Annotated in this window: 20 protein-coding genes; 5 read left to right on the top strand and 15 right to left on the bottom strand. The window is 70.5% G+C overall.

The window, feature by feature from the left end; all coding sequences use genetic code 11:
- The first annotated feature begins 20 nt into the window (after positions 1-20).
- From ACFWN2_RS16850 to ACFWN2_RS16840, 3 genes are read left to right on the top strand one after another with little or no spacing between them, the layout of a single operon-like run.
- Positions 21-458 (top strand): roadblock/LC7 domain-containing protein, encoded by a 438-nt coding sequence (locus ACFWN2_RS16850; RefSeq protein ID WP_253327446.1) that lies wholly within the window; start codon positions 21-23, stop codon positions 456-458.
- Positions 455-832 carry a DUF742 domain-containing protein gene (locus tag ACFWN2_RS16845; protein WP_382428391.1) on the top strand — a complete coding sequence of 126 codons (378 nt, stop codon included), beginning with the start codon at positions 455-457 and terminating at the stop codon, positions 830-832. The genes ACFWN2_RS16850 and ACFWN2_RS16845 overlap by 4 nt, the downstream gene beginning before the upstream one ends.
- Entirely contained in the window at positions 813-1406 is a 594-nt protein-coding gene (locus ACFWN2_RS16840) for an ATP/GTP-binding protein (protein WP_382428390.1), read from the top strand. Before ACFWN2_RS16845 ends, ACFWN2_RS16840 begins: the two co-directional genes overlap by 20 nt.
- A 52-nt stretch (positions 1407-1458) precedes the next feature.
- Here the strand turns inward: ACFWN2_RS16840 and ACFWN2_RS16835 are convergent, their stop codons facing one another.
- The 5 genes from ACFWN2_RS16835 to ACFWN2_RS16815 all read right to left on the bottom strand — a co-directional run bounded on the left by ACFWN2_RS16835 (position 1459) and on the right by ACFWN2_RS16815 (position 7409).
- Positions 1459-2820, bottom strand: coding sequence for a tryptophanase (locus ACFWN2_RS16835; RefSeq protein WP_382428389.1), 1362 nt, complete (start codon positions 2818-2820; stop codon positions 1459-1461).
- Between the two features lie 24 nt (positions 2821-2844).
- Positions 2845-3867, bottom strand: coding sequence for a tryptophan dimethylallyltransferase family protein (locus ACFWN2_RS16830; protein ID WP_382428388.1), 1023 nt, complete (start codon positions 3865-3867; stop codon positions 2845-2847).
- Positions 3868-4318: 451 nt separating this feature from the next.
- The gene (locus tag ACFWN2_RS16825) at positions 4319-5275 is read right to left on the bottom strand and encodes a lysyl oxidase family protein (RefSeq protein WP_382428387.1); all 957 of its coding nucleotides are present in this window, start codon (positions 5273-5275) and stop codon (positions 4319-4321) included.
- Complete coding sequence (locus ACFWN2_RS16820) at positions 5251-6585, bottom strand: NAD(P)/FAD-dependent oxidoreductase (RefSeq protein ID WP_382428386.1); 1335 nt, start codon at positions 6583-6585, stop codon at positions 5251-5253. Before ACFWN2_RS16820 ends, ACFWN2_RS16825 begins: the two co-directional genes overlap by 25 nt.
- Positions 6585-7409 (bottom strand): glycosyltransferase, encoded by an 825-nt coding sequence (locus tag ACFWN2_RS16815; protein WP_382428385.1) that lies wholly within the window; start codon positions 7407-7409, stop codon positions 6585-6587. The genes ACFWN2_RS16820 and ACFWN2_RS16815 overlap by 1 nt, the downstream gene beginning before the upstream one ends.
- A gap of 365 nt (positions 7410-7774) precedes the next feature.
- Between ACFWN2_RS16815 and ACFWN2_RS16810 the strand changes: the two genes are divergently transcribed.
- Positions 7775-9094, top strand: a complete 1320-nt coding sequence (locus ACFWN2_RS16810; protein WP_382428384.1) for a sugar transferase — start codon at positions 7775-7777, stop codon at positions 9092-9094.
- An 89-nt stretch (positions 9095-9183) separates the two neighbouring features.
- On the top strand, positions 9184-10311 hold the full coding sequence (locus ACFWN2_RS16805) for a putative glycoside hydrolase family 15 protein (protein WP_382428383.1): 1128 nt from the start codon (positions 9184-9186) through the stop codon (positions 10309-10311).
- Here ACFWN2_RS16805 and ACFWN2_RS16800 read toward each other — a convergent pair.
- The 10 genes from ACFWN2_RS16800 to ACFWN2_RS16755 are packed head-to-tail and all read right to left on the bottom strand — an operon-like array spanning position 10292 to position 20029.
- On the bottom strand, positions 10292-11389 hold the full coding sequence (locus ACFWN2_RS16800; RefSeq protein ID WP_382428382.1) for a glycosyltransferase family 4 protein: 1098 nt from the start codon (positions 11387-11389) through the stop codon (positions 10292-10294). The genes ACFWN2_RS16805 and ACFWN2_RS16800 overlap by 20 nt on opposite strands.
- Positions 11386-12453 carry a glycosyltransferase gene (locus tag ACFWN2_RS16795; protein ID WP_382428381.1) on the bottom strand — a complete coding sequence of 356 codons (1068 nt, stop codon included), beginning with the start codon at positions 12451-12453 and terminating at the stop codon, positions 11386-11388. The genes ACFWN2_RS16800 and ACFWN2_RS16795 overlap by 4 nt, the downstream gene beginning before the upstream one ends.
- A complete protein-coding gene (locus tag ACFWN2_RS16790; protein ID WP_382428380.1) occupies positions 12450-13850 on the bottom strand; it encodes an oligosaccharide flippase family protein in 1401 nt (466 codons plus the stop codon). Before ACFWN2_RS16790 ends, ACFWN2_RS16795 begins: the two co-directional genes overlap by 4 nt.
- Complete coding sequence (locus ACFWN2_RS16785; RefSeq protein ID WP_382428379.1) at positions 13847-15097, bottom strand: glycosyltransferase family 87 protein; 1251 nt, start codon at positions 15095-15097, stop codon at positions 13847-13849. Before ACFWN2_RS16785 ends, ACFWN2_RS16790 begins: the two co-directional genes overlap by 4 nt.
- Entirely contained in the window at positions 15094-15234 is a 141-nt protein-coding gene (locus tag ACFWN2_RS16780) for a hypothetical protein (RefSeq protein ID WP_382428378.1), read from the bottom strand. The genes ACFWN2_RS16785 and ACFWN2_RS16780 overlap by 4 nt, the downstream gene beginning before the upstream one ends.
- The gene (locus tag ACFWN2_RS16775) at positions 15231-16082 is read right to left on the bottom strand and encodes a hypothetical protein (RefSeq protein WP_382428377.1); all 852 of its coding nucleotides are present in this window, start codon (positions 16080-16082) and stop codon (positions 15231-15233) included. Before ACFWN2_RS16775 ends, ACFWN2_RS16780 begins: the two co-directional genes overlap by 4 nt.
- Entirely contained in the window at positions 16079-17113 is a 1035-nt protein-coding gene (locus tag ACFWN2_RS16770; protein WP_382428376.1) for a glycosyltransferase, read from the bottom strand. The genes ACFWN2_RS16775 and ACFWN2_RS16770 overlap by 4 nt, the downstream gene beginning before the upstream one ends.
- Positions 17095-18267, bottom strand: coding sequence for an O-antigen ligase family protein (locus tag ACFWN2_RS16765; protein WP_382428375.1), 1173 nt, complete (start codon positions 18265-18267; stop codon positions 17095-17097). The genes ACFWN2_RS16770 and ACFWN2_RS16765 overlap by 19 nt, the downstream gene beginning before the upstream one ends.
- A complete protein-coding gene (locus ACFWN2_RS16760) occupies positions 18258-19202 on the bottom strand; it encodes a polysaccharide deacetylase family protein (RefSeq protein ID WP_382428374.1) in 945 nt (314 codons plus the stop codon). The genes ACFWN2_RS16765 and ACFWN2_RS16760 overlap by 10 nt, the downstream gene beginning before the upstream one ends.
- A complete protein-coding gene (locus ACFWN2_RS16755; RefSeq protein WP_382428373.1) occupies positions 19199-20029 on the bottom strand; it encodes a hypothetical protein in 831 nt (276 codons plus the stop codon). The genes ACFWN2_RS16760 and ACFWN2_RS16755 overlap by 4 nt, the downstream gene beginning before the upstream one ends.
- Between the last annotated feature and the right edge of the window lie 17 nt (positions 20030-20046).

Here is a 20046-nt window from a genome sequence, read left to right as displayed (position 1 = left end):
ATACTGAAAGGGCTATTTCCGTGGACGACCTGACCAGCGGGCACCCCGAGCTCAACTGGCTGCTGGAGGACCTCGTCGCGAGAGTGGTAGGTGCCCGGCACGCGGTGGTGCTCTCCGCGGACGGCCTGCTGCTCGCCCACTCTCCCGAACTCTCCAAGGACGACTCCGATCACCTCTCGGCGATGGCGTCGGCGTTCCAGAGCCTCGCTCGCGGCACGGGGAGACACTTCGGAGGAGGCCAGGTCCGCCAGACCATCGTGGAGATGGAGCGCGCACACCTGTTCGTCACCGCGGCCGGACAGGGAGCCTGTCTCGCGGTGGTGGGCGACGAGGACGCCGACATGGGCATGATCGCTTACGAGATGAACATGCTCGTGAAGCGCGTAGGCGCCTACCTCTCCTCGGCGCCGCGAACAATGGCCTCGCCGAGGATGCCGAACCCCCTCGGGTTGTCATGAGCAACTCCTCCGACTGGTGGTACGACGAGGCGGCGGGCCCGATGGTCCGCCCCTACGCCATGGTGAGCGGTCGCACCAGGCCCAAGCCCGCGGGCGAGGACCTGACCCTCACGACCCAGGTCCGGGCGCTGCGCACGACAACGGACCAGGGCACGCTGTCGGTGGAGCACCTGGAGATCATCAAACTCTGCCGGAAACCGCTTTCCGTCGCGGAGGTCGCCGCCTACCTGCACGCCCCGCTCGTCGTGGTGAAGGTGCTTCTGAGCGACCTCATCCAGCGCGGTGACGTGATCACCAGCGGCCCGTCCACCAAGGTGGTCCCGGTCGACATGAACCTACTCCAGAAGGTGCTCGATGGTGTCCGTGCAATCTGAGCAGGGCAGGGAAGAACTCTCCGTCCCCACCTCCGTCAAGATCGTCGTCGCAGGCGGTTTCGGCGTCGGCAAGACCACGATGGTCGGCGCGGTCAGCGAGATCACGCCGTTGCGGACCGAGGAACTGCTCACCGAGGCCGGCGAGGAGATCGACGACCTCTACGGCGTCGAGGGCAAGACCACGACGACGGTCGCCCTGGACTTCGGCCGCATCACGATCAACCCCGAGCTGGTGCTCTACCTGTTCGGCACGCCGGGCCAGGACCGCTTCTGGTTCCTGTGGGACGAGCTCGCCATCGGCTCGATCGGCGCCGTCGTCCTGGTCGACACCCGCAGGCTCGACGCGGGCTTCGGCGCGATCGACTTCTTCGAGCGCAGGGGCATCCCGTTCGTCGTGGCGGTGAACTGCTTCCAGGGCAGCCACTCCTACACGGCGGAGGAGATGCGCGTGGCGCTGGACGTCGCGGACAACGTGCCGCTCGTGCTCTGCGACGCCCGCGACCGCGAGTCGTGCAAGGCGGTGCTGGTCCGCGTGATCGAGCACGCGATGAACCGGCTCGACGTGATGGCCTGAAGCAGGCGAGTTCGAAGCCCTTGGCGTTGTGCGCCAAGGGCTTCAAACATTTCTAGGCCTTGATCTGCTCCAGCCGGCACCGGAACGGCCGCAGGATCGGCGGCACCTCCGTGAGCCGGTAGCCGGGCACCTGCTCGGGGTCCTTCGCGATGTGCCCCAACGTCTCCGCCACGTACTCCAGGTGGCTTCGGGTGTACACGCGGCGCGGGATCGCGAGCCGCACCAGCTCGAACGGCGCGGGCGCGAGCAGCTCGCCGGACGGGTCGATGTCCCCGAGGTAGAGCGAACCCACCTCGGCGCAACGGATTCCGCCCGCCAGGTACAGCTCGGAGGCGAGCGCGTGCCCGGTGAAGCGGCTCGGCGGGATGTGCGGCAGCAGCCTGGCCGCGTTGAGGTAGACGGCGTGCACGCCCGTCGGCCGCACACTGTCCACACCGGCCTCACGCGCGCAGTCCGCGAGGTAGGCCGTGGCGTCGGCCCGCTCGCGCAGGTACATCGGGTCGGTGACCTCGACGAGGCCCTGCGCGCACATGTCGAGGTCGCGGCCGGAGAGCCCGCCGTACGTGCTGAACCCCTCGGTCGCGATCAGCAGGAGTTCGCACTGCTTGGCCAGATCGGTGTTCTGGAGCGCGAGCATCCCTCCGATGTGGACGATGCCGTCCTTCTTCAGGCTCAGCACGCACCCGTCGGCCAGCCGGAACGCGAGCTTCGCCACCTCGCGCGGGCTGTGGCCGCGGAAGCGCTCCTCCCGCTGCGTCACGAGCCACGCGTTCTCGGCGAACCGGGCCGCGTCGAGGATGAACGGCACGCCGTGCTTGCTGCACAACGCGCGCACGGCTTCGAGGTTCGCCATCGACACCGGCTGCCCGCCGCCGCCGTTGTTGGTGATCGTCATGAGCACCAGGCCGACGTCCTCCGGCCCGTCCAGCAACGCCTCCAGCGCGATGACATCGATGTCACCCTTGAACGGCGCGTCGCTGTCGAGGTCGGCGAAGGCCGGTGACGGGAGGTCGCGGACCACGCCGCCCGCCAGCTCGACGTTCGCGCGGGTGGTGTCGAAGTGCGTGTTGCTGACCGAGATCTGACCGGGCTTGAGCAACGCGCTGAACAGGATGCGCTCGGCCGCACGACCCTGGTGCACGGGGAAGATGTGCTCGTAGCCCGTGAGGTCCGAGGCCACCTCGCGGAACCGGAACCAGGACCGGGCGCCCGCGTACGTCTCGTCGCCGCGCATGCCGGCCGCCTGCTGCTCCGCGGACAGCGCGCCCGTGCCGGAGTCGCTCAGCAGGTCGATCGTGACGTCCTCGGCCGTCAGGTTGAACTGGTTGTACCCGGCCTCGGCGTACCGGCGTTCCCGGAACTCGCGGGTGGTGATCGGAATGGGCTCGACGACCTTGATGCGGTAAGGCTCCACGGCGGTGGCCTTTCTGGTGCAGCGCTAAGCGGATAGTGCCTTGGTGCGGGGCGGCGTGACGTCGTACGCCTCCGAGGACAGGTAGACCGAGACACCGGGCTTCGGCTTGCCCAGCCTCAGCGACACGTGCGGGATCAGGCCGACGCCGTCCCCGAGCGGGCGCTGGACGAGGCTCGCCAGCGCCATCACGAACGGCGCGGGGTCGAGCCCGCACCTGGCCATGATCGCCAGGACGCGCTCGCACGCCTCCAGGTCGTCCTGCACGTAGTCCCGCACCGGGATGTAGAGGGAGTAGCCGCTGGGGCGCTCCGTGTCGCCGGACAGGAAGGTGTAGCTCGACATCAGGGGCCGCCGGGAGAACGGCCCCGTGCCGCCGCAGGCGAGCTCGCAGACGTCCGCCAGGAACGTCGGGTCCACGCCGGGCACCGCGGCCGCCGCGCTCACCACGTCCTCGACCACGGCGTCGTCGTGCGAGACGTAGGCCTTCACGCGGGCCTGGTTCTCGTCCATGAGGTCGAGGGCGAAGAAGGAGAACCGGTCGAGCCCTTCTCGGCGCAGCCCGTGCTCCTGGACGGCCGGGAGAGCCGCGCTCAGACCGAGCCGGGACAGCGCTTCACCGACCAGGGCGGTCGCGTTCTCACGGCCGCGCACGTCGGGGTTGAGGTAGACCTTGATCGCGGGAGGCGTCGCCGGCTGGACGATCAGCGAGTACCAGAACGCGAACGCGCCCTGGGGGTCCTCCGGGAGGAACAGGTCGCGGACCAGGTCGAGCTTCGCGAGCCGCACCTGGTGCCGTTCGGCCAGGTCGTCGAGCACCCGCAACGCCGCCGTGACGTTGGCCTGCCTGCCCGGCTGCTCGGCGAGCGACTCGACGATCATGCGCACGGCGGGCGGTTCGTTTTGGGCCAAAGCCACGGAGAATTCGAGCGGGGTGTGGTCGTCTGCGACGAATGAGGGCCAATGGGGAACTGCGGACCGGGGAAGCCTGGAACCGGGGCCTAATGCCTCACCCAGCAGTTTTGTCGCGCTTTCGGCTGACTTCGTCAAACCGACAGCGCGCAGTAGGTCGTGTAGTTGTCCAATGGCGAAATCGTGCAACGAGACGGGTGGCGCGCTCAAGATGGGGCACTCCTGATCGGCCGGAGAATCAGGTCATTTGCAATCCCTGACGGGGTGGAATCGCACCGTGAATTCTCTCAAGCGGCCACATGCCCAGGTCAAGAGCCAAGGGGGTTGCGTGCGACACTCTCCACTGTGATGAAGATTGCACCACTCGGTCTATTGACTGGGGTGTTTGAGCCTGCCATTGAGCGCAATTGCGCCTGCGCGTATGGGTGTGCTATGTGCAACTGATGTCGGTTTCGCAGAGTAAGGTTTGTATCTTTGGTGTTCCACGTGGTAAAGCGAGCCCGATTCCAGCCCGTTTGTGCCGGTACAAAAGAAACGGGGATGACCGCCGTGGCGATCACCCCCGTTCGGGTGTTCGATTCGAAATCGCTCAGTTGGGCGACTTCGCGCAACGCGCTTTGCCGGGACAACTGCGGATCATGCGGACCGAGGGTGCCTCCTCGATCGTGGCGGGCGGGTTCACCGCGCCCTTGGGCCACTGCACGGAGATCGCGATCGACGCCGCGTTGTTGTCGTAGTTCTTCTCCAGCAACGCCCGGTCGGCGTTCACGACGTTGACGACGTCGTAGGTCCCGGACTTCACGCGGGTGAGGTCCAGCCACTGGAAGTCGACCTCGTGCTTGTAGTCGTCACCGGAACCGACCGAGATCCCGAACATGACGTCCAGGGCTGACGGGTTGTGGTGCTCGCACATGTGGCCGCGAAGCCGTTGCGCCAGCTTGCCCTCCGGGCTGTCCGGGTCCGCCGGCCTGTGCTCCAGGTCGTCGGACACCGTGTAGCGGTCGCCGATGCAGAAGCCGTTCTTGCGGTCCGTCACGACCACGCCGCCGTCGGGCGTGCGCAGCTGGAAGTACTCGAAGTTGAGCAGGTGCCAGTGCGTGTGCGTGGGCGCGGGCTCGTAGTAGGCGCTGGACTTCGTCTCCCGCCGCGCCTCGTTGTACGAGCCGGCGAGCGAACCGTCCACACCGGACTGCACGGCCTGGCGCACCTTCATCGTCGGTGTGGAGGTGCTGTCGCGGTGCGCGTGCAGCAGCAACGGGCCGTCGCCGACGTTGTCGATCGAGGTGGTGAACCGCAGGCGCACGGCCTGGGCGCTGCCGCCGCGGTTCATGCACTTGCCGCGCGGCGCCGAGGCGTCCTCCACGAGGCAGACGTCCCAGGCGCGGCACAGCAGCGGCGCGCCGTCGTAGCCGCCGGGGCAGCCGATGGGCGCCTGGCGGAGGTCGGGGAGCAGCGGTGCGGGATCAGCCTGCACGTGCTGGGAGGAGACCAGGTTGACCGCGGTGATCGTGAGTGCTGCGATCACCGCGCCGATTCTGCTGACCATGCGGTGCTCTCCTGGTTCGAGGGACTCCTGGCGTCGCGCAGGAGGGCGTCCGTCACGGAGTTGGCGAGCTCGACGCTCGAGTTCCAGCTCGTGACGTTGGGGTAGACGTGGGCCGTGGTGGCGAGCCGCAGTCGCGTGCCTGCCACCTCGACGGGCGGGCGCTGCGCGAGGTATCCCAGCGGGTACACCGGTTCGACGAACGGCGCCTTGAACACGCGCACCTCGTCGACGTCGTCCGGCGTCAGTCCCTTGTGGACGCTGAGCAGCTGCTCGGTCCAGCGGCGGGCGATGCTGTCGGAGTCCTCGCGGTACAGCGCGGACTCGCGGTCGGTGTAGTGCATCACGTACACGAGGTGCCGGTCGCCGTAGCGCTCGGAGCCGGTGAGCGGCGTCATCTCGATCACGCCGTCGAAGTCCGTGCCCGACCGGATCACCGGCGCCCAGTAGTGCCCGGACAACGGCTTGCGCAGGAAGAACAACGTGTTGACGACGCCCTGGTACGGCAGCCGCACGTCGGGCAGCCGCGGCGCGAGGTCCGCGTCCGCGATGGCCCGCAGCGCCGGCAGCGGGACCGTGGAGACCGCGTGGTCCGCCTCGATCGTCTCGCCGTCGATCAACGTGACCAGCACGCGGTCCTCGGAGGCCTCCAGCCTGCCGACCGGGGCCGAGACGCGAACCTCGCCGCCGTGGGCCTCGATGGACGCCCTCAGCGCGTCGATGACGCTCTTGTAGCCACCGGCCGGGTAACCGCGGACCGCCTCGTTGCTCTCACGGCCCAGGCGCTGCCACACGTACAGCGCGGGCACGTCACCGAAGGCGGAGCCGAACTTCGCGCCGAACAGGGGCGCGAGCAGCAGGTCCCAGATCTTGTCGCCGTACAGGCCGCGCAGCCAGTCCTCGGTGCGCATCGAGTCGAGGTCCTTGCCCTTGCCCAACCGGCGCAGCAGCAACGAGACCACGCCGAAGCGGATCCGGTTCACGAGGCTCAGCGGGCGGAACCGCAGCAGGTCGAGCGCCGAGTTGAACGAGCGGTGCTCGCCCTCGACGACCATGCCCATCGTGGTGGGGTTCCAGGTGACGCTCTCGCGCAGGCCGACCTCGTCCAGCAGCGCCAGAAGGGCCGCGTCGGTCGGCATCACGCAGTGGTAGAAGCGTTCCACGGAACGGCCCCGCGAGGTGAAGAACGTGCCGAGGCCACCAAGTTGGTCACTGGCCTCCAGGAGCGTCACGGCCAGGCCCTCGCGGGCGAGGCGGTGCGCGGTGGCGAGGCCGCAGATGCCCCCGCCGATGACGACGACGCGTTGGGGCATCAGAGCTTCCGGAACGGTACGGGCGCGAGGCGGTCACGCGTGAGCAGGAGCAGGTACTGCTTGAGGGTGCGGCCGAGCCGGAGCTTGCTGGCGCCGGGCTTGCGGTCGTAGCGCAGGTGCAGCGGGATCTCGCTGACGATCGGCCCGCAGTGCCGCAGCTTCAGCAGCAGTTCGACCATGCAGGCGAAGCCGCGTTCCTCGACGAGGCGCTCGCCCCAGTGCGCGGCGGCCCGGCGCAGCAGGCTCACCCGGTACGCGCGGAAGCCGCTCGTGAAGTCGCGGACGCCGTCGAAGTGCAGCACCTTGCCGAAAACGACGCGGGCGCCGCGCGAGAGCAGCCTGCGCCACTGCGGCGCCGTCGAGTCGTCGCCGCCCGCGACGAAGCGGGAGCAGATCACGACGTCCGCGCCGGCCTTGATCTCGGCCAGCATCGCGGGGAACACGCCGGGGTCGTGCGTGTCGTCGGCGTCCATGACGATCAGCACGTCGTCGGGCGCCGCCTCCTCCAGCGCGGCCATCAGTCCCGACTGGACGGCCTGGCCGAGCCCGAGGTTGACCGGGTGCGTCACCAGCCGCACGTCGAGCCCGCGCACGTCGGCCGTGCAGGCCCCGGTGCCGTCGGACGACCCGTCGTCGACCACCCACACCGTGATCCGGTCGGCGAGGTCGGTGCCGGCGATGCGCGCCAGCAGCGACGGCAGCGCCACGGCCTCGTTGTAGGCGGGCAGCACGACGTGCACGTCGCCACACGTGCGGATCGGCTTCTGCACGATCGCGACAGGCTCACCGGCCGAATGCCGGATGCCGTGTTCGTCGACTCTCACTCTGGCGCCCCCTCTTCGGTGGCTCGTGGTTGATGGCGAGAATTATTGACACGACGTGCTAAAGCTTTGAGGCGGGCCCTGGGTGTGTTCAGGGCGAAAGCAGCGTCGAAACCTCACCAAGTGCGTTCACGCGGGACACCAAAGAGGGAATATTGATACCCGAAGAGCTGATTCATCAGAGTTCATTCACTCTTTCGTGCACCTTTGCGGTCAAAACTCCTTCGATCGGATGATCTTCCATGAGGCGATTCTCGGCGGTTGCCGTTCCCGCAGCACCCCAGCCCGCGCGCGAGGCTGATCACAGACACCCCCCGCGCCAGCGCCCCCTCAAGCCGTCCTCGGTCGGCAGGGACCTCCTCAGCCGGGTGAACGCGGTCGCTGTCCTGCTCGTCCTCGCCGACGCGGTGACGCTCGCCGCGGTGTGCGCGCACCGGGGGCTTGGCTGGGGCTGGAGCGCCGCGGTCGTGGCGTCGGTGATCACGATCAGGGGAACCTGGCGGCTCTACCGGCGGCGGCTGTGGCTGTCGTGGCTGCAGGACCTGCCCCGGTCGGCGGCGAGCACCGCGCTGGCGTTCGCGCTGCTGTCCGGAATCGGCCTGATCAGCGGTTCCGACGCGCGTGAGCTCGCGGACGCGCAGTGGGCGATGATCGCGTTCGCGCTGGTCATCGAGCCCGTGAGGTGGGTGATCTTCGCGTTCGGGCGGTGGTGCCGGCGCAGGTTCGACCGCTGCGACCGCACGATCATCGTCGGCGCGGGCGAGGTCGGCGTGAACCTCGCCAAGACCATGCTGGAGCACCCCCAGTTCGGCCTGCGGCCCGTCGCGTTCGCCGACTCCGGGCCCGATCCCGACCGCCGCCCGCCGCTGCTGGAGGTGATCGAGGACGACCTGGCCGACGCGATCGTGCGGCTCAAGGCGGGCACCGTCGTGCTCGCGTTCTCACACACCCGCGACTCACCGCTGGTCGAGGCGGCGATCACCGCGCACCGGCTCGGCTGCTCGACGCTCGTCGTGCCCCGCATGTACGAGCTGCACCCGGACGGCCCCGGCATCGAACGGCTGCGCAGCTACCCGCTGATGCGCCTCGGCACCGCCCCGACCAGCAGGCCGACCTGGTGGATCAAGCGCGCGGCCGACCTGCTGCTGGCGGCGTTCGCGCTGGTCGTGCTCTCGCCGGTGATCGGGCTGTGCGCGCTCGCCGTGCTGGTCGAGAGCGGTCGGCCGTTGTTCTTCCGGCAGGTCCGCGTCGGCATGGACGACCGCACGTTCACCCTCTACAAGATCCGCAGCGTCCGGCAGACCGGTGCGGACGACTCGCAGTCGACGTGGTCGGTCGTCGGGGACTCCAGGGTCGGTCCGGTCGGCCGGTTCCTGCGCCGCACGTCGCTCGACGAGCTGCCCCAGTTGTGGAACGTGCTGCGCGGCGACATGTGCGTCGTCGGGCCACGCCCGGAGCGTCCCGGTTTCGTTCGCGAGTTTTCCGCTATTCACGAGCTATATTGGGCGCGCCATCGCGTTCCGACCGGCTTGACGGGACTCGCTCAGGTGCACGGACTGCGAGGTGACACTTCCATCGCCGACAGGTCTCGGTACGACAACTACTACATCGCCAATTGGTCGTTGTGGCTTGACCTGAGGATTCTACTGATGACAGCGGGTGAGTTGTGTTGTCGGAGAAATCGCTGATTCGTCGATTCGCCGTTGTCGCCCTCGTACTTCTTTCGAGTGCATGTGCGGTCAGCGCCGCCGAGTCGGACCCGATCATCACGGGGCCGATGCCGAAGGCCCTCGCGCCCTGCGCCTGGTGGTACGGCATCGGCGACTCGCCCTCGGCGTGGGAGATCAGGGCCGCCGCGAAGCACTACGACGTCGTGGTGCTCAACGCGTGGGAGACGGCGGCCATGCGCAAGCTCCACGAGCTGAACCCCAAGGTCAAGGTGCTGGTGTACAAGGACTTCTCCAGCACCCGCAACTACTACGGCGCGGTCGAGGGCGACCGCGACGCCGAGTACCTGCCCACCGGGGTCGGCTACCACGCGGCGGAGCGGACGCAGCCGGACTGGTTCGCGATCAGCACGCTCGGCCAGCGCATCGAGTGGAACGGCTACCCGAAGCACTGGCAGATGACGGTGTGGGACCCGGCCTACCAGAAGGCGTGGTCGGACGCGGTCGTCGGCGAGGTGATGCGCGAGGGCTGGGACGGAGTGCTGGCGGACAACGACTTCAGCTCGCTCAAGTACTACTCGCCGTCGGTGATCGCGGGCACCGCCGACGCCGCGGGCTCGGACCGGCTGCTGCGCGACGGCCTCGACGGCATGCTCCAGCTCACCGGCGACGCCCTGGAGAAGAACGGGAAGATGCTGGTCCCCAACGTCTCGGAGTCGCAGCTGACGCCGGGGCGGTGGTCGGCGCACTCCCGGTACGCGGGCGCGATGGAGGAGAACTTCGGCCTGCAGGGCGACGACGGCACCGGTGAGCTGATCACGTTCCAGGGCAACCAGTTCAAGGAGCAGCGCGCCCAGGCCGCGCTCGGCGAGTCGTGGCTGCTGCTGATCACGCACACGAAGTCCGACAAGGAGGAGCGGGTCGGGTACGCCTCCGCCGCGCTCCTCGCGAGCCCCCACACGTGCTGGACCAGGGCTCAGCCCGACTACAAGAACCCGTACTGGTCGACGTACCAGGACGCGCGGCTCGGTGAGGCGGTCGAGACGGCCAACCGGCTGCCGAGCGGGGTGTGGAACCGCCGCTACTCGAACGGCTGGGTGGCCGTGAACCCGACGAAGACGTCCGTGCTGCTGACGCCTCCGCCGGGGCTCGTGACGTTGCGCGGCGAACCGGTGCCCGCCCAGCTCGACCTGCCGGCGGCCGACGCGGTGGTGCTGGTCAACGGTCCGCGGCGGTGAGCCTGCGGTAGAGGTCGAGGTGCCTGCGGGCGCAGACCTCCGGGGTGAACCGCTCGCGCGCCCTCGTGGCGAGCCGGTCTCCCGTGCTCGCGGGATCGGGGTCCGCGAAGAGCTGCTGGAGCCGCGCGGCCAGTGCGGGCACGTCACCGGGCTTCGGGCAGTCGTCGCCGGGGATGCCCAGCATGTCCGCGACCCCACCGGTGTCGGTGGCGACGACGGGCTTGCCCGCGGCCATGGCCTCCGCGACGACGAGCGGCTGCTGTTCCATCGTGGACGGCAGCACCAGGGCGTCGTGGTCGAGCAGCAGTTCCGGGACGTCGCTGCGGAACCCCAGGAACTCGACCTTGTCCGCGAGACCCCGGCGCGTGACCCGGCCCTCGGCCTGAAGCCTTTGTGGACCGTCGCCGACGACCGTGAGCGTCGCGTCCTCCGGCATCGTGGTCTCCAGCGCGTCCAGCAGGTCCAGCAGACCTTTGCGCTCGACGAGCAGGCCCACGAAGATCAGCCTGCGCACCGGTCTGGACGGCGGGTTCGCCTCGCCGACCTCGACGCAGTTGTCGATGTGCGTCATGCGGTGCGGTGGTACGTAAAGGCGTTCGCGCAGGAACCGGCCCATCTCCCTGGCCGGGACGACCGTGCGGTGCACGACGCGGGCGACGGCGGCGTCGGCGGCCAGCACCGCCCTCGTGTAGGCCGGGGGAGGCGTGGCGCCGCGGACGTTGCGGAACCACGGCTCTGCCACCTCGTCCGGCACGCCGTGGTAGGTGTGCACGATCTTCGTGCCGGTGGTGGCGAGGGGAGCGCTGACCAGTCCGGAGCGGCGGTCCTGGGCGTGCACGACGTCCGGGCGCCAGGCCTTGATCGACGCCCTCGCCTGGCGCGCGGCGGCCATGTCGCCCTTGCGCAGCACGTGGGTCTCCTCGAAGAACGGGTCGATCAGCTCGGCGCCGCGCCTCGGCCGCGGGCCGAACACGCGCACCTCGGCGTCACCCGACTTGGCCAGCGCGGCGGCCAGGCGCACCGTCACGTCCACCGGGCCACCGCTGTCCTGGGTGAGCAGGTAGGCGATCCGTGTCATCGTCGTCCTTCCTCGGTGACGAGCCTTTCGGTGAGCGTCACGATCTGGTCGGTCATGCGGTCGCGGTCGAACAGGGTCTCGGCCCTCTCCCGGCCTCGTTTGCCCTCCGCCGCGGCGAGTTCGGGGTCGGCGAGCCGGAGCGCAATCGCTTGCGCCAGGGCTTTCGTGTCGCCGGCGGGCACCACTTCGCCCGCGTCGCCGATGCTCTGCGCGACACCTTCGACGTCGAACGCGACGACAGGGCGTCCGCAGGCCATGGCTTCCAACGGCACCAGCGCCATGCCCTCGGCGCGGGACGGCAGGACCACGACGTCGGCCTCGGTGTAGAAGGCGCCGACCTCGTCGCTGTGCCCGTGCCAGCGGACGTTGGGGTGGTTGCGGGCTTGCAGCTGTGCCGCCATCGGGCCGTCGCCGACGATCAGGAGCTCGGCGTCCGGGACCTTCTGGAGCACCTCGGGCCAGGCTTCGAGCAGGAGGTCCTGGCCCTTCTGGTGCGCCAGCCTGCCGACGCACACCGCCGTGGGGGTGTCGGTGGTCTTCGGTCGCGGGGTCAGGCGCCGGGTGTCGACGCCGTTGCAGACGACCTCGGCTCGTGCGGTGATCCGGGCGTCACGACCGGCTTGGAGCTCGTCGTCGCTGACGCAGAGGAGCCGGGTCGTCCAGCGGGAGGCCTGGGCTTCCCAGAACCGGCAGGCCCGGCTCAGCGCTCCGGTGGCGACGCGGAACGACCAGAGGTGCGGCTGGAAGATCGTGGGGACCTCGTTGCGCAGGACGAGCCTCGCCAGGCCGGCCTTGGAGCTGTGCAGGTGGACGACGTCCGGGGCGCTCCCGCGCAGGATCCTGCGGAGGGACCGGAGTTCCAGCGCGGTCCGGGGACCGGGGCTCCGGGTCGCCTGCCAGCTGTGCAACGGGATTGCGGCCCGTCGAGCCTGGTCCGGCAGCCATCCCCGGTCAGGGCAGGCGATGCTGACGTCCCAGCCCCGTTCCCGCTGTGCCTTCGCGAGGGCCAGGACCACGACGGCGACGCCGGCCTCGACCGGTTGCGTCACGTGGACGATCTTCACGTGCGCTCCTTCAGTCCGATGAGGACGGTGCGGTTGAGCGGGAGCGTGATCGCGCAGTAGGTCGCGAGGAGCACGAGCCCGGTGGTGATGAGGCCCACGAGGGTGGTGCTGCTGGGCAGAAGAGCACTGATGGCCCAGCACACCGCCGCCGCGCTGGCGACGCTGGAGATCGCGCGGACCGGCAGGGGGAACGCGAGGCCGTTGCGCCGGAGGACCAGCCAGGTCGCCGGCACCAGCAGCCACACCACGCTCACCTGGGTGATCGCGACCGCCTCCGGGCCGCGTTCGGTGGTGAGCACCAGGGCGGTCAGCAGCAGGACGAGGTGCGAGGCTTCGAGGGCGAGGTACTGGCGGGCGTGGCCGGCGGCCCTGATCACCTGGTACCAGACGTGCAGCAGGCCCAGGCCGAGTCCGTAGCCGCAGAGCAGCGCGAGGAGCCGTCCCGCGCCGGCCCACTGCTCGCCCAGGACCACGATCCCGTCCGAGGACAGCGCGACCGCCGTGTACAGGCCGCCGGTGATCACGAGAGTCGCGGTGGTGAAGCGCCGCAGCGTGTTCGGCAGCTGGTCGCTCCGTCCACTTCGGACCAGCTCGGCGCAGACCGGGAACAGCACGCCGCCCAGCACGACCGCGATCATGATGTACGGCACCCAGGCGATGCGGAAGGCGAGGCTGTACCCGCCGACCGCCTCCGGCCCGAGCACGTGCCCGATCGCGAGGTAGTCGACGTTGATCAGCAGCACGGCGATCAACGCCCCGGGTCCCACGACCGCGAGCCACCTCGTCGCTTCCGTTGCGGCGTCGCGGTCCCAGGTGGGGCGGATCCGGGCTCCGGCGACCGCGGCGAGCACGGGCTGCGCCACTGCCGTGCAGAGCAGGCCCAGCACCAGCGCCGTGGGCCCGGTCCCCGTCGCCGCCAACGTCACGGTGACCGCCGCGCCGATGAGCATGCCTCCCGCGTCGGGCAGCATGCGGCGGCGGAAGTCGAGGTTGCGGTGCATCAACGCCATCTGCACCCCGCCCGCCGCGGTGAACGGCAGGGTGAGCGCCGCGAGCCGCAACATCCCGGCCGCCTCGGGAGCCCCGAGAGCGGTGGCGACCGGGTCGGCGGAGGCGATGAGCACCGCGGCGAGCGCGATGCCCGCCGCGACGCTCATCGTGAGCACGGTTCCGGCTGTGGTGAGGGGATCACGGGCGGTGCGGCTGACGATGTCGTAGACGCCCATCGCCTGGATCACCTGGCCGATGTTGACGATCGACACGACCAGCGCCACCGCGCCGAGGTCGGCTTCCGTGAGGAACAGGGCGAGCGCGAGGGTCACGACGATCTGGCTGCTCTTGCTCACCAGGTTGACCGCGAAGAGCCACAGCGACCCCCGCACCGCCACGTCTGTCATGCGGCGCGCCGGACGTGCCGCACCGCGAACACCGCGAGCACCGCCCAGGCCGCCACGAGGGCGGCACCGTCCAGCGTGACGCTCGCCCGAGCACCGAGCAGGTTCTTGACCGCTGTGTCGACGAAGTAGAGGTGCGCGAACGGAACTGTCGCCAGCAGCGCCGCTATCCCGGCCCACCGCCAGTGACCGTCTTTCCTGTGCCGCCATGCGATGACCGCCAGCCCCACCATCGCCGGAACCGCGATCAGCACGTCACCGGGCTGGTGCACCAACGCGACCACGATGCCCAGGCACACCAGCAGATCCGCCACTTCCGTGCCGTTCTCGGTGCGGTCGAGCCTGCGCGCGAGAAGCGCCGTGGCCGCGAGAACTCCGCACAGCGCCAGCAGTTCCGCGGCGGGCGGCAACCACCCGGTGGTCCGGAAGAACACCGCCGGCAGGTCGACGCGCTGAGCCGTCATCGAGTCGACCGCGCCGTACCCGGTGCTGCTGGCCCAGTCGAGGTTCCGTTCGATGACGGCGAGGAACTCACCCGGTCCGCCACCGCGGACGACGAGCAACGCCGCCACGGGAAGACTCGCCACGGCGGCCCCGGCCGTGCCCAGGAGCGCGACCTTCCGGTCACCGCGCACGAACAGCAGCAGTGCCAGCGGAAGCCCGAACTGCGGCTTCAACCAGGCGAGGGCGAGAGCCGCACTGGCCCAGCCAGGACTCCTGGTGCGCAACAGCAAGGCCCCGGCCACGCTGACCGCGATCAGCGGGTTGACCTGCCCGATGTACATCTGCGCCTTGCCGACCTGGCTCGTCACCAGCAGCGTGGCGATGACGACGCTGCCCGCGACGAGCGGCAGCCGCGCCCCGTTGGCCGCCATGACCGCGAGCCCGACGAGCAGCACGAGGCACGCCAGCGCGAACGCCACCGCGCCCACCCGGTACTCCGGCAACGCGAACGGCAGGTGCAGCACCAGGTGGTAGGGCTGGTAGAGGTTGAAGTTCTGCCGCACCGGCCAGTGGTCGAACATCACGGCCGGGTCGTACGGGTTGCCGCCGCCGAGGAACTCGCGGATGGGGAAGTAGAGCGCGTCCCGGAAGTCCTGCATGCGTTCTTCGGGGAGGTTCTGCTCCGTGGGGAGCGGAACCTCCCACGACGGCTTGAGGGCGCGGAAGGCGCTGAGGGCACCGGCGATCGCGACGAGGGCGACGCCGAGGGACCTGGCGAGGCCGGCCCGGTCGGTCGTGGTGATCATTCCGGCACCACCGCCACCACGACGGCCACCGAGGCGAGCGTCACGACAGCGGCCAGCGCCGCGAGCCCGGCCGCGGTGAGCACGGCCGGAAGGCGTTCGTGGCGCAGGAATGCTTCCCAGCGCGCGGAGATCGTCACGCCAGCACCACCGCCACCAGCACCGAGGACGCCGGCAGCACCGCCAGCGCCGTGGCCAGGTCCCCGCGCCGAGCCCGGTCACCGGACGCGACCGCGATCACCGCCGTGCCGTCCGAGGGCTCGGAGGCCTTGTCCGGCAACGCCCGCGCGAGCGCCTCCGCCCGCTCCACCAGCGACGGGCTCACCGGCAGCACCCGCACCGGTCGCGCCGCCGCCACGCACAGCGCCGTGAGCCGCTCGGTCAGGTCGGGATCGTCATCGGCGGCCACCACGACCGGGTGGGTGATCCCCGCCGCGGACAGGGAACCGGACACGGTGCCCCGCAGGCGCCGCAGCGCCACCACGGCCACGCCGGCGATCACCGCGGCGACCAGGGCCAGTCCGGTGGCGAGCCGCCAGTCCGGCGACACCTGTGTGGTCTCCGCGACCGGGTCGACGAGCCGGAAGCGGGCGGCGGGGGCGAGCAGGTCGGCCTCGATCACGGCCTTCGCCACCGCGGTGACGGCCGCCGAGGCGTGTTCCGCGGAGTCCGCGCGCACCGAGATGCGGGCCACGCCGGATGCCGGGACCAGTTCGACGGCGACCGCGTCGGCCAGGCGGTCCGGGGTCGTGCCCGCAGCCCGCGACGCCACGTCCAGCACGGACGGGCTGCGGACCAGTTGCACGACTGCGGGTGCGGCCAGCGAGGTGACCTCGCCGAACTGGGCGCTGTCCGCCGCCGCGGGCGTGGCGAGCAGGGTCAGCCTGCCCTCGGTCACGCCGTCGCGCGTCGCCACGGCCAGCAGCACGGCCGCGCCTACCAGCACGGCGGCCAGCACGCCTTCCACCACAGCTCTGGGAGCCTTCATCGTCCCTCCAGGACGGTACGAAGCAGTTCGTCGTAGGACTTCATCAAGGTGTGCGCGTCGGCCGAGCCGTCGTGGGAGGCCGCCACCGAACGCGCCGCGGGGGACTGGAGCAGGCCGCGCAACGCCTTCGCGGTCCGCGCGGGATCGCGGCGGGGCACCAGGATCCCGCCGCCGCCGGACAGCACCTCGCGCACACCGTCCACATCGGACGCGACGACGGGGCGGTCCGCCGCGAGCGACTCCAGGAGCGCGATCGGCATGCCCTCCCAGTCGCTCGTGAGCACGGTGACGTCCGCCGCCTCCAGCAGGTCGCGCACGTCGGTCCGGGTGCCGAGGAAGCGGACCCGGCCGTCCGCCCGCGCCTCCAACGCGGAACGCAGGCTCCCGTCGCCCGCGAGCCACAGCTCGGCGTCGCCGGGGACCTGCGCCCACGCGTCGAGCAGCACGTCGTGCCGCTTCTGCGGTTCCAGGCGTGCAGGGCACAACGCCACCGGCACGTCCAGCGGTGTACCGAGCCGGGCGCGCACGGTGGCGCGGTCGGCCGAGGGAACTGAGGGGAACACGGCGTTGGGGATCACGACCACCGAACCGAGACCCGCCTCGCGCAGTCGCGAGGCCGCGGCCGAGGCGACGGTCACCACGACGGTCGACACCCGGTCCATGACCTTGACCGCACCGGGCACGTCGGCCTCGGCGACGCCGTGGAACACCGTCACCACCGGCCTGCGCGGTGCGGCGAGGCGGGCGACGAGCGATGCGGAGACGTTGTGCGCCAGCACGACGTCGGGGCGGAAGCGGCGCACGGCCACCCGCACGGACCGAGTCGCGCGCAGCACACCGAGAGGCGAGCGGCGCGCCACCGGCACGTCGAACACCGGAACCTCACCGGCCCGCAGCGACTCCAGGCGGAACCCGGGACCGCTCGCCACCGCAGACTCCCAGCCGACGTCACCGCCCGCGAGCGCCATGCCGGCCACGAGCGCCTCCGCACCGCCCGCGCCCATCTCGCTGATCACGTGGAGAACGCGCATCGACTCTCCTTCAGGCAACGCTGTTCGATCGCGACGGCGAGGGCGACGAGCGACCACAGCGGCAGGTAGTACTGCTCGGACAGGAAGATCGAGGCGATCAGCACGGCGATCAGCGCCGCCTGCACGGCCACGGCCTCACGCCGGTCCGCCACGCGCCGCAACGCCCGTTCGCTCGCCACGAACCCCAGGGCGACGAACGCGATCAGCAGCACGAAGCCCGGCACCCCGAGCTCGGCGGCCACCTCCAGGAACATGTTGTGCGCCACCGGGGTCTGCTCGTCGATCTCCGCGTTGTGCCCGGCCGCCGCGTACTCCTGGCGGAACCCGCCGGGCCCGACGCCGAGCACGGGGTTGTCGGCCAGCATCCGCGACGCCGCCTGCCAGCGCAGCATCCTCGTGTCGGCGTTGGTGCCCGCGATGTGGCTCTTCTCCTGCAACGCCCGCGACAGCTCGGCCTGCGCCGCCGTCGCGAATACCAGCGCCGCCACTCCGGTGACAGCGGCGGTGACGACCACCGCGCGCACCGGAATGCCGCGCCGGACGATCAACCAGACCAGCGCGCATCCCAGCGCGATTCCGCCGCCACGCGAGAACGTCGCCGCGGCACCGGCCACCAGCACCGCGCCCAGCACCAGCAACACGATCCGCGAGCGGCCGCGGGCGGGCAGCGCGACCAGCAACGGCAGCGCCGCCACGAGGAAGAACGCCAGGTCGTTGGGGTCCTCCAACGGCCCGGTGGCGCGCAGCGAACCACCGAAGAGACTGAGCAACCCGCCTGCTGCCGCCACGACCGCGCCGGCAACCGTCGCCGCGAGCAGCGCGCGGACCGGCACCTCCCGCGCGGCCACGTCGGCGAGGACCACCGTGATCACCAGGAACGGCAGCCACCGCACCAGGTACTCCAGCGTGAACGGCTCGGCCTCGTGCACCGCCGAGGTCGCCAGCAGCACCACCGCGAGCAACGCGATGATCAGGTGCAGCGGGTGCGGCGTCGGCAGTCGTCGTTGCCGGTAAAGGGAAAAGAACCACACGCCGATCAACAACGCGGGCGCGACCTTGGCCGCCTGCCCGTGCACCTGCAGCAGGTACCCCTCCAGCGGGGCCAGCGCGACCGTGCCGCAGGCGAGGACGCGCAGCAGGACCGTCAGCCACATGCGACGGGATCCCGTTCACGCAGACGGGAAGCGGCGACCCGCTCGACGTGCTCACCGGTGCCGACGACGTCGAAGTGCCTGCGCAGCAACGACAACACCCAGCCCAGCAGCTCGACCTTCTCGGCACCGGGCACGGCCATGCCGGGGAAGAACTCCATCCCGGGCGCCTCGGCACCCGAGAGCACGTCGGTCGGGTGCAGCAGCAGCGACGGAGAGACGTTGCGCGCCAAGCACAACCGCAACGCCGTGCGGAAGTAGCCACGAGCCAGCCGGGGCGAGATCTGGTGCAGCTGCAACAGATAGGCGCCGTGGATCGGCACCCGCAGCAACGGCATGGTCGTCACCGGCAGCTCGACCACCCCGTTGCCCCGCCAGCGGAACGCGGTGTTGGGAGCCTTGACCTTGCCGAACCCGCCGAACAGGTCCTCGCCGCCGTCCGTCGATCCCGCCGTCCGGTTGTGGTACGCGCGGGCCAGCGGGCCGATCCACGTCGGCAGCACGCTGGCGTCGTAGACGTATCCGCGCCGCGCGAGCACGTCCAGCAGCGCGGGCGTGACGCTGTACCCCGGTCCGCGGAACCCGACCGGGCGCGGCGCTCCGGCGGCCATGATCGCCTCCTCGGCGCGCATGACCTCCTTCTCGACGTCCTCGTCGGAGAACCGGTGCAGCCACGGCTGGTGCCAGAACGAGTGGTTCGCGATCTCGTGCCCTGCGGCGACGATCGACGAGACCGCCTCGGCGCCGTCGTCGCGTTCCGCGTCCGCGCCGACCACGAAGACCGTGGTGGTCAGACGCTGTTCACCGAAGACGTCCAGCAGCCTCGGCACCGCGGACGGCAGGAAGCTCGGCCTGCTCTCCCAACGGGAATCGCCGTGCGTGCGCAGGTACGCCCACAGGTTGTCGAGATCGAGCGACACGCTCGCGACGGGCTTCACAGCTCACCTCTGGCCGCGACGAGCTCGCCGGCGGGCTTGCGGGCGACGGACCCGAGCACCAGCACGCCCGACACCACGAGCAGGATCCCCAGCGCGACCCACCACTCGCGGCCGGGCGTGATCTGGTCGCCCATCACCGCGAGCCCGGCGGCCGCGCCGATCACGACGCTGGTCGCGTCCATCGACGCCACCGCGGACGTGGCCGACCCGCGCTGCAACGCCGTCGCGAGGCACGCCTGCCCGACGAACGCGGCGATCACCATCACCCACGTCAGCGGGTGCAGCACCAGGTCGAGCAGCGGCTTGCCGGAGACGTTGCGCGCGGCCACCGCGACCACGGCGAACGCGACACCGGCCAGCACGGGCGTCAGGGTCTTGAAGATCCTTGCCAGCGGCAGCACCGAGAGCGTCAGAACGCCCAGCACGACCAGTGCGGGCACCAGGGGGAGCTCACGGGCCTCGGACGGCGCGGCGGCACCCGTCAGCAACAGCAGACCGCACGCCATCACCACCAGCACCGCGATCTCGACGCGCCGGATCCGCCAGCCGAGCAGCAGCACGCCGATCACGGTGGCGAGGCCGACCGCGGACGACGACCCCGCCTGCACCAGGTAGAGGGGCAGCTCCTCACGGGCGAGGAACGCGAACAGGAAACCGCCGACCTGACCGGTGAAACCCAGCAGGTACAGGCGATCCGATGCGAGGCGGGCGAGCAGCCCCACCCCGGTGCCGGGACGTTCGTCGGCCCTCCGCGCGGCGACGGTCTGCGCGACTATCCCCAGGCCGTAGAGGACAGTGGACACGGCGAGTGCCAGATGACCGGACATGAGCGCGGACACTACGA

This window comes from Lentzea sp. NPDC058436 (assembly GCF_042721515.1).
Lineage (GTDB): Bacteria > Actinomycetota > Actinomycetes > Mycobacteriales > Pseudonocardiaceae > Lentzea.
This window is presented reverse-complemented; position numbering and strand designations above follow the sequence as displayed.

Coding starts and splice junctions, on each gene's coding strand:
- ACFWN2_RS16845 (WP_382428391.1), top strand. CDS start 455: ATGAGCAACTCCTCCGACTGGTGGTACGACGAGGCGGCGGGCCCGATG.
- ACFWN2_RS16840 (WP_382428390.1), top strand. CDS start 813: ATGGTGTCCGTGCAATCTGAGCAGGGCAGGGAAGAACTCTCCGTCCCC.
- ACFWN2_RS16825 (WP_382428387.1), bottom strand. CDS start 5,275: ATGGTCAGCAGAATCGGCGCGGTGATCGCAGCACTCACGATCACCGCG.
- ACFWN2_RS16820 (WP_382428386.1), bottom strand. CDS start 6,585: ATGCCCCAACGCGTCGTCGTCATCGGCGGGGGCATCTGCGGCCTCGCC.
- ACFWN2_RS16805 (WP_382428383.1), top strand. CDS start 9,184: ATGCCGAAGGCCCTCGCGCCCTGCGCCTGGTGGTACGGCATCGGCGAC.
- ACFWN2_RS16800 (WP_382428382.1), bottom strand. CDS start 11,389: ATGACACGGATCGCCTACCTGCTCACCCAGGACAGCGGTGGCCCGGTG.
- ACFWN2_RS16790 (WP_382428380.1), bottom strand. CDS start 13,850: ATGACAGACGTGGCGGTGCGGGGGTCGCTGTGGCTCTTCGCGGTCAAC.
- ACFWN2_RS16785 (WP_382428379.1), bottom strand. CDS start 15,097: ATGATCACCACGACCGACCGGGCCGGCCTCGCCAGGTCCCTCGGCGTC.
- ACFWN2_RS16775 (WP_382428377.1), bottom strand. CDS start 16,082: ATGAAGGCTCCCAGAGCTGTGGTGGAAGGCGTGCTGGCCGCCGTGCTG.
- ACFWN2_RS16770 (WP_382428376.1), bottom strand. CDS start 17,113: ATGCGCGTTCTCCACGTGATCAGCGAGATGGGCGCGGGCGGTGCGGAG.
- ACFWN2_RS16765 (WP_382428375.1), bottom strand. CDS start 18,267: ATGTGGCTGACGGTCCTGCTGCGCGTCCTCGCCTGCGGCACGGTCGCG.
- ACFWN2_RS16755 (WP_382428373.1), bottom strand. CDS start 20,029: ATGTCCGGTCATCTGGCACTCGCCGTGTCCACTGTCCTCTACGGCCTG.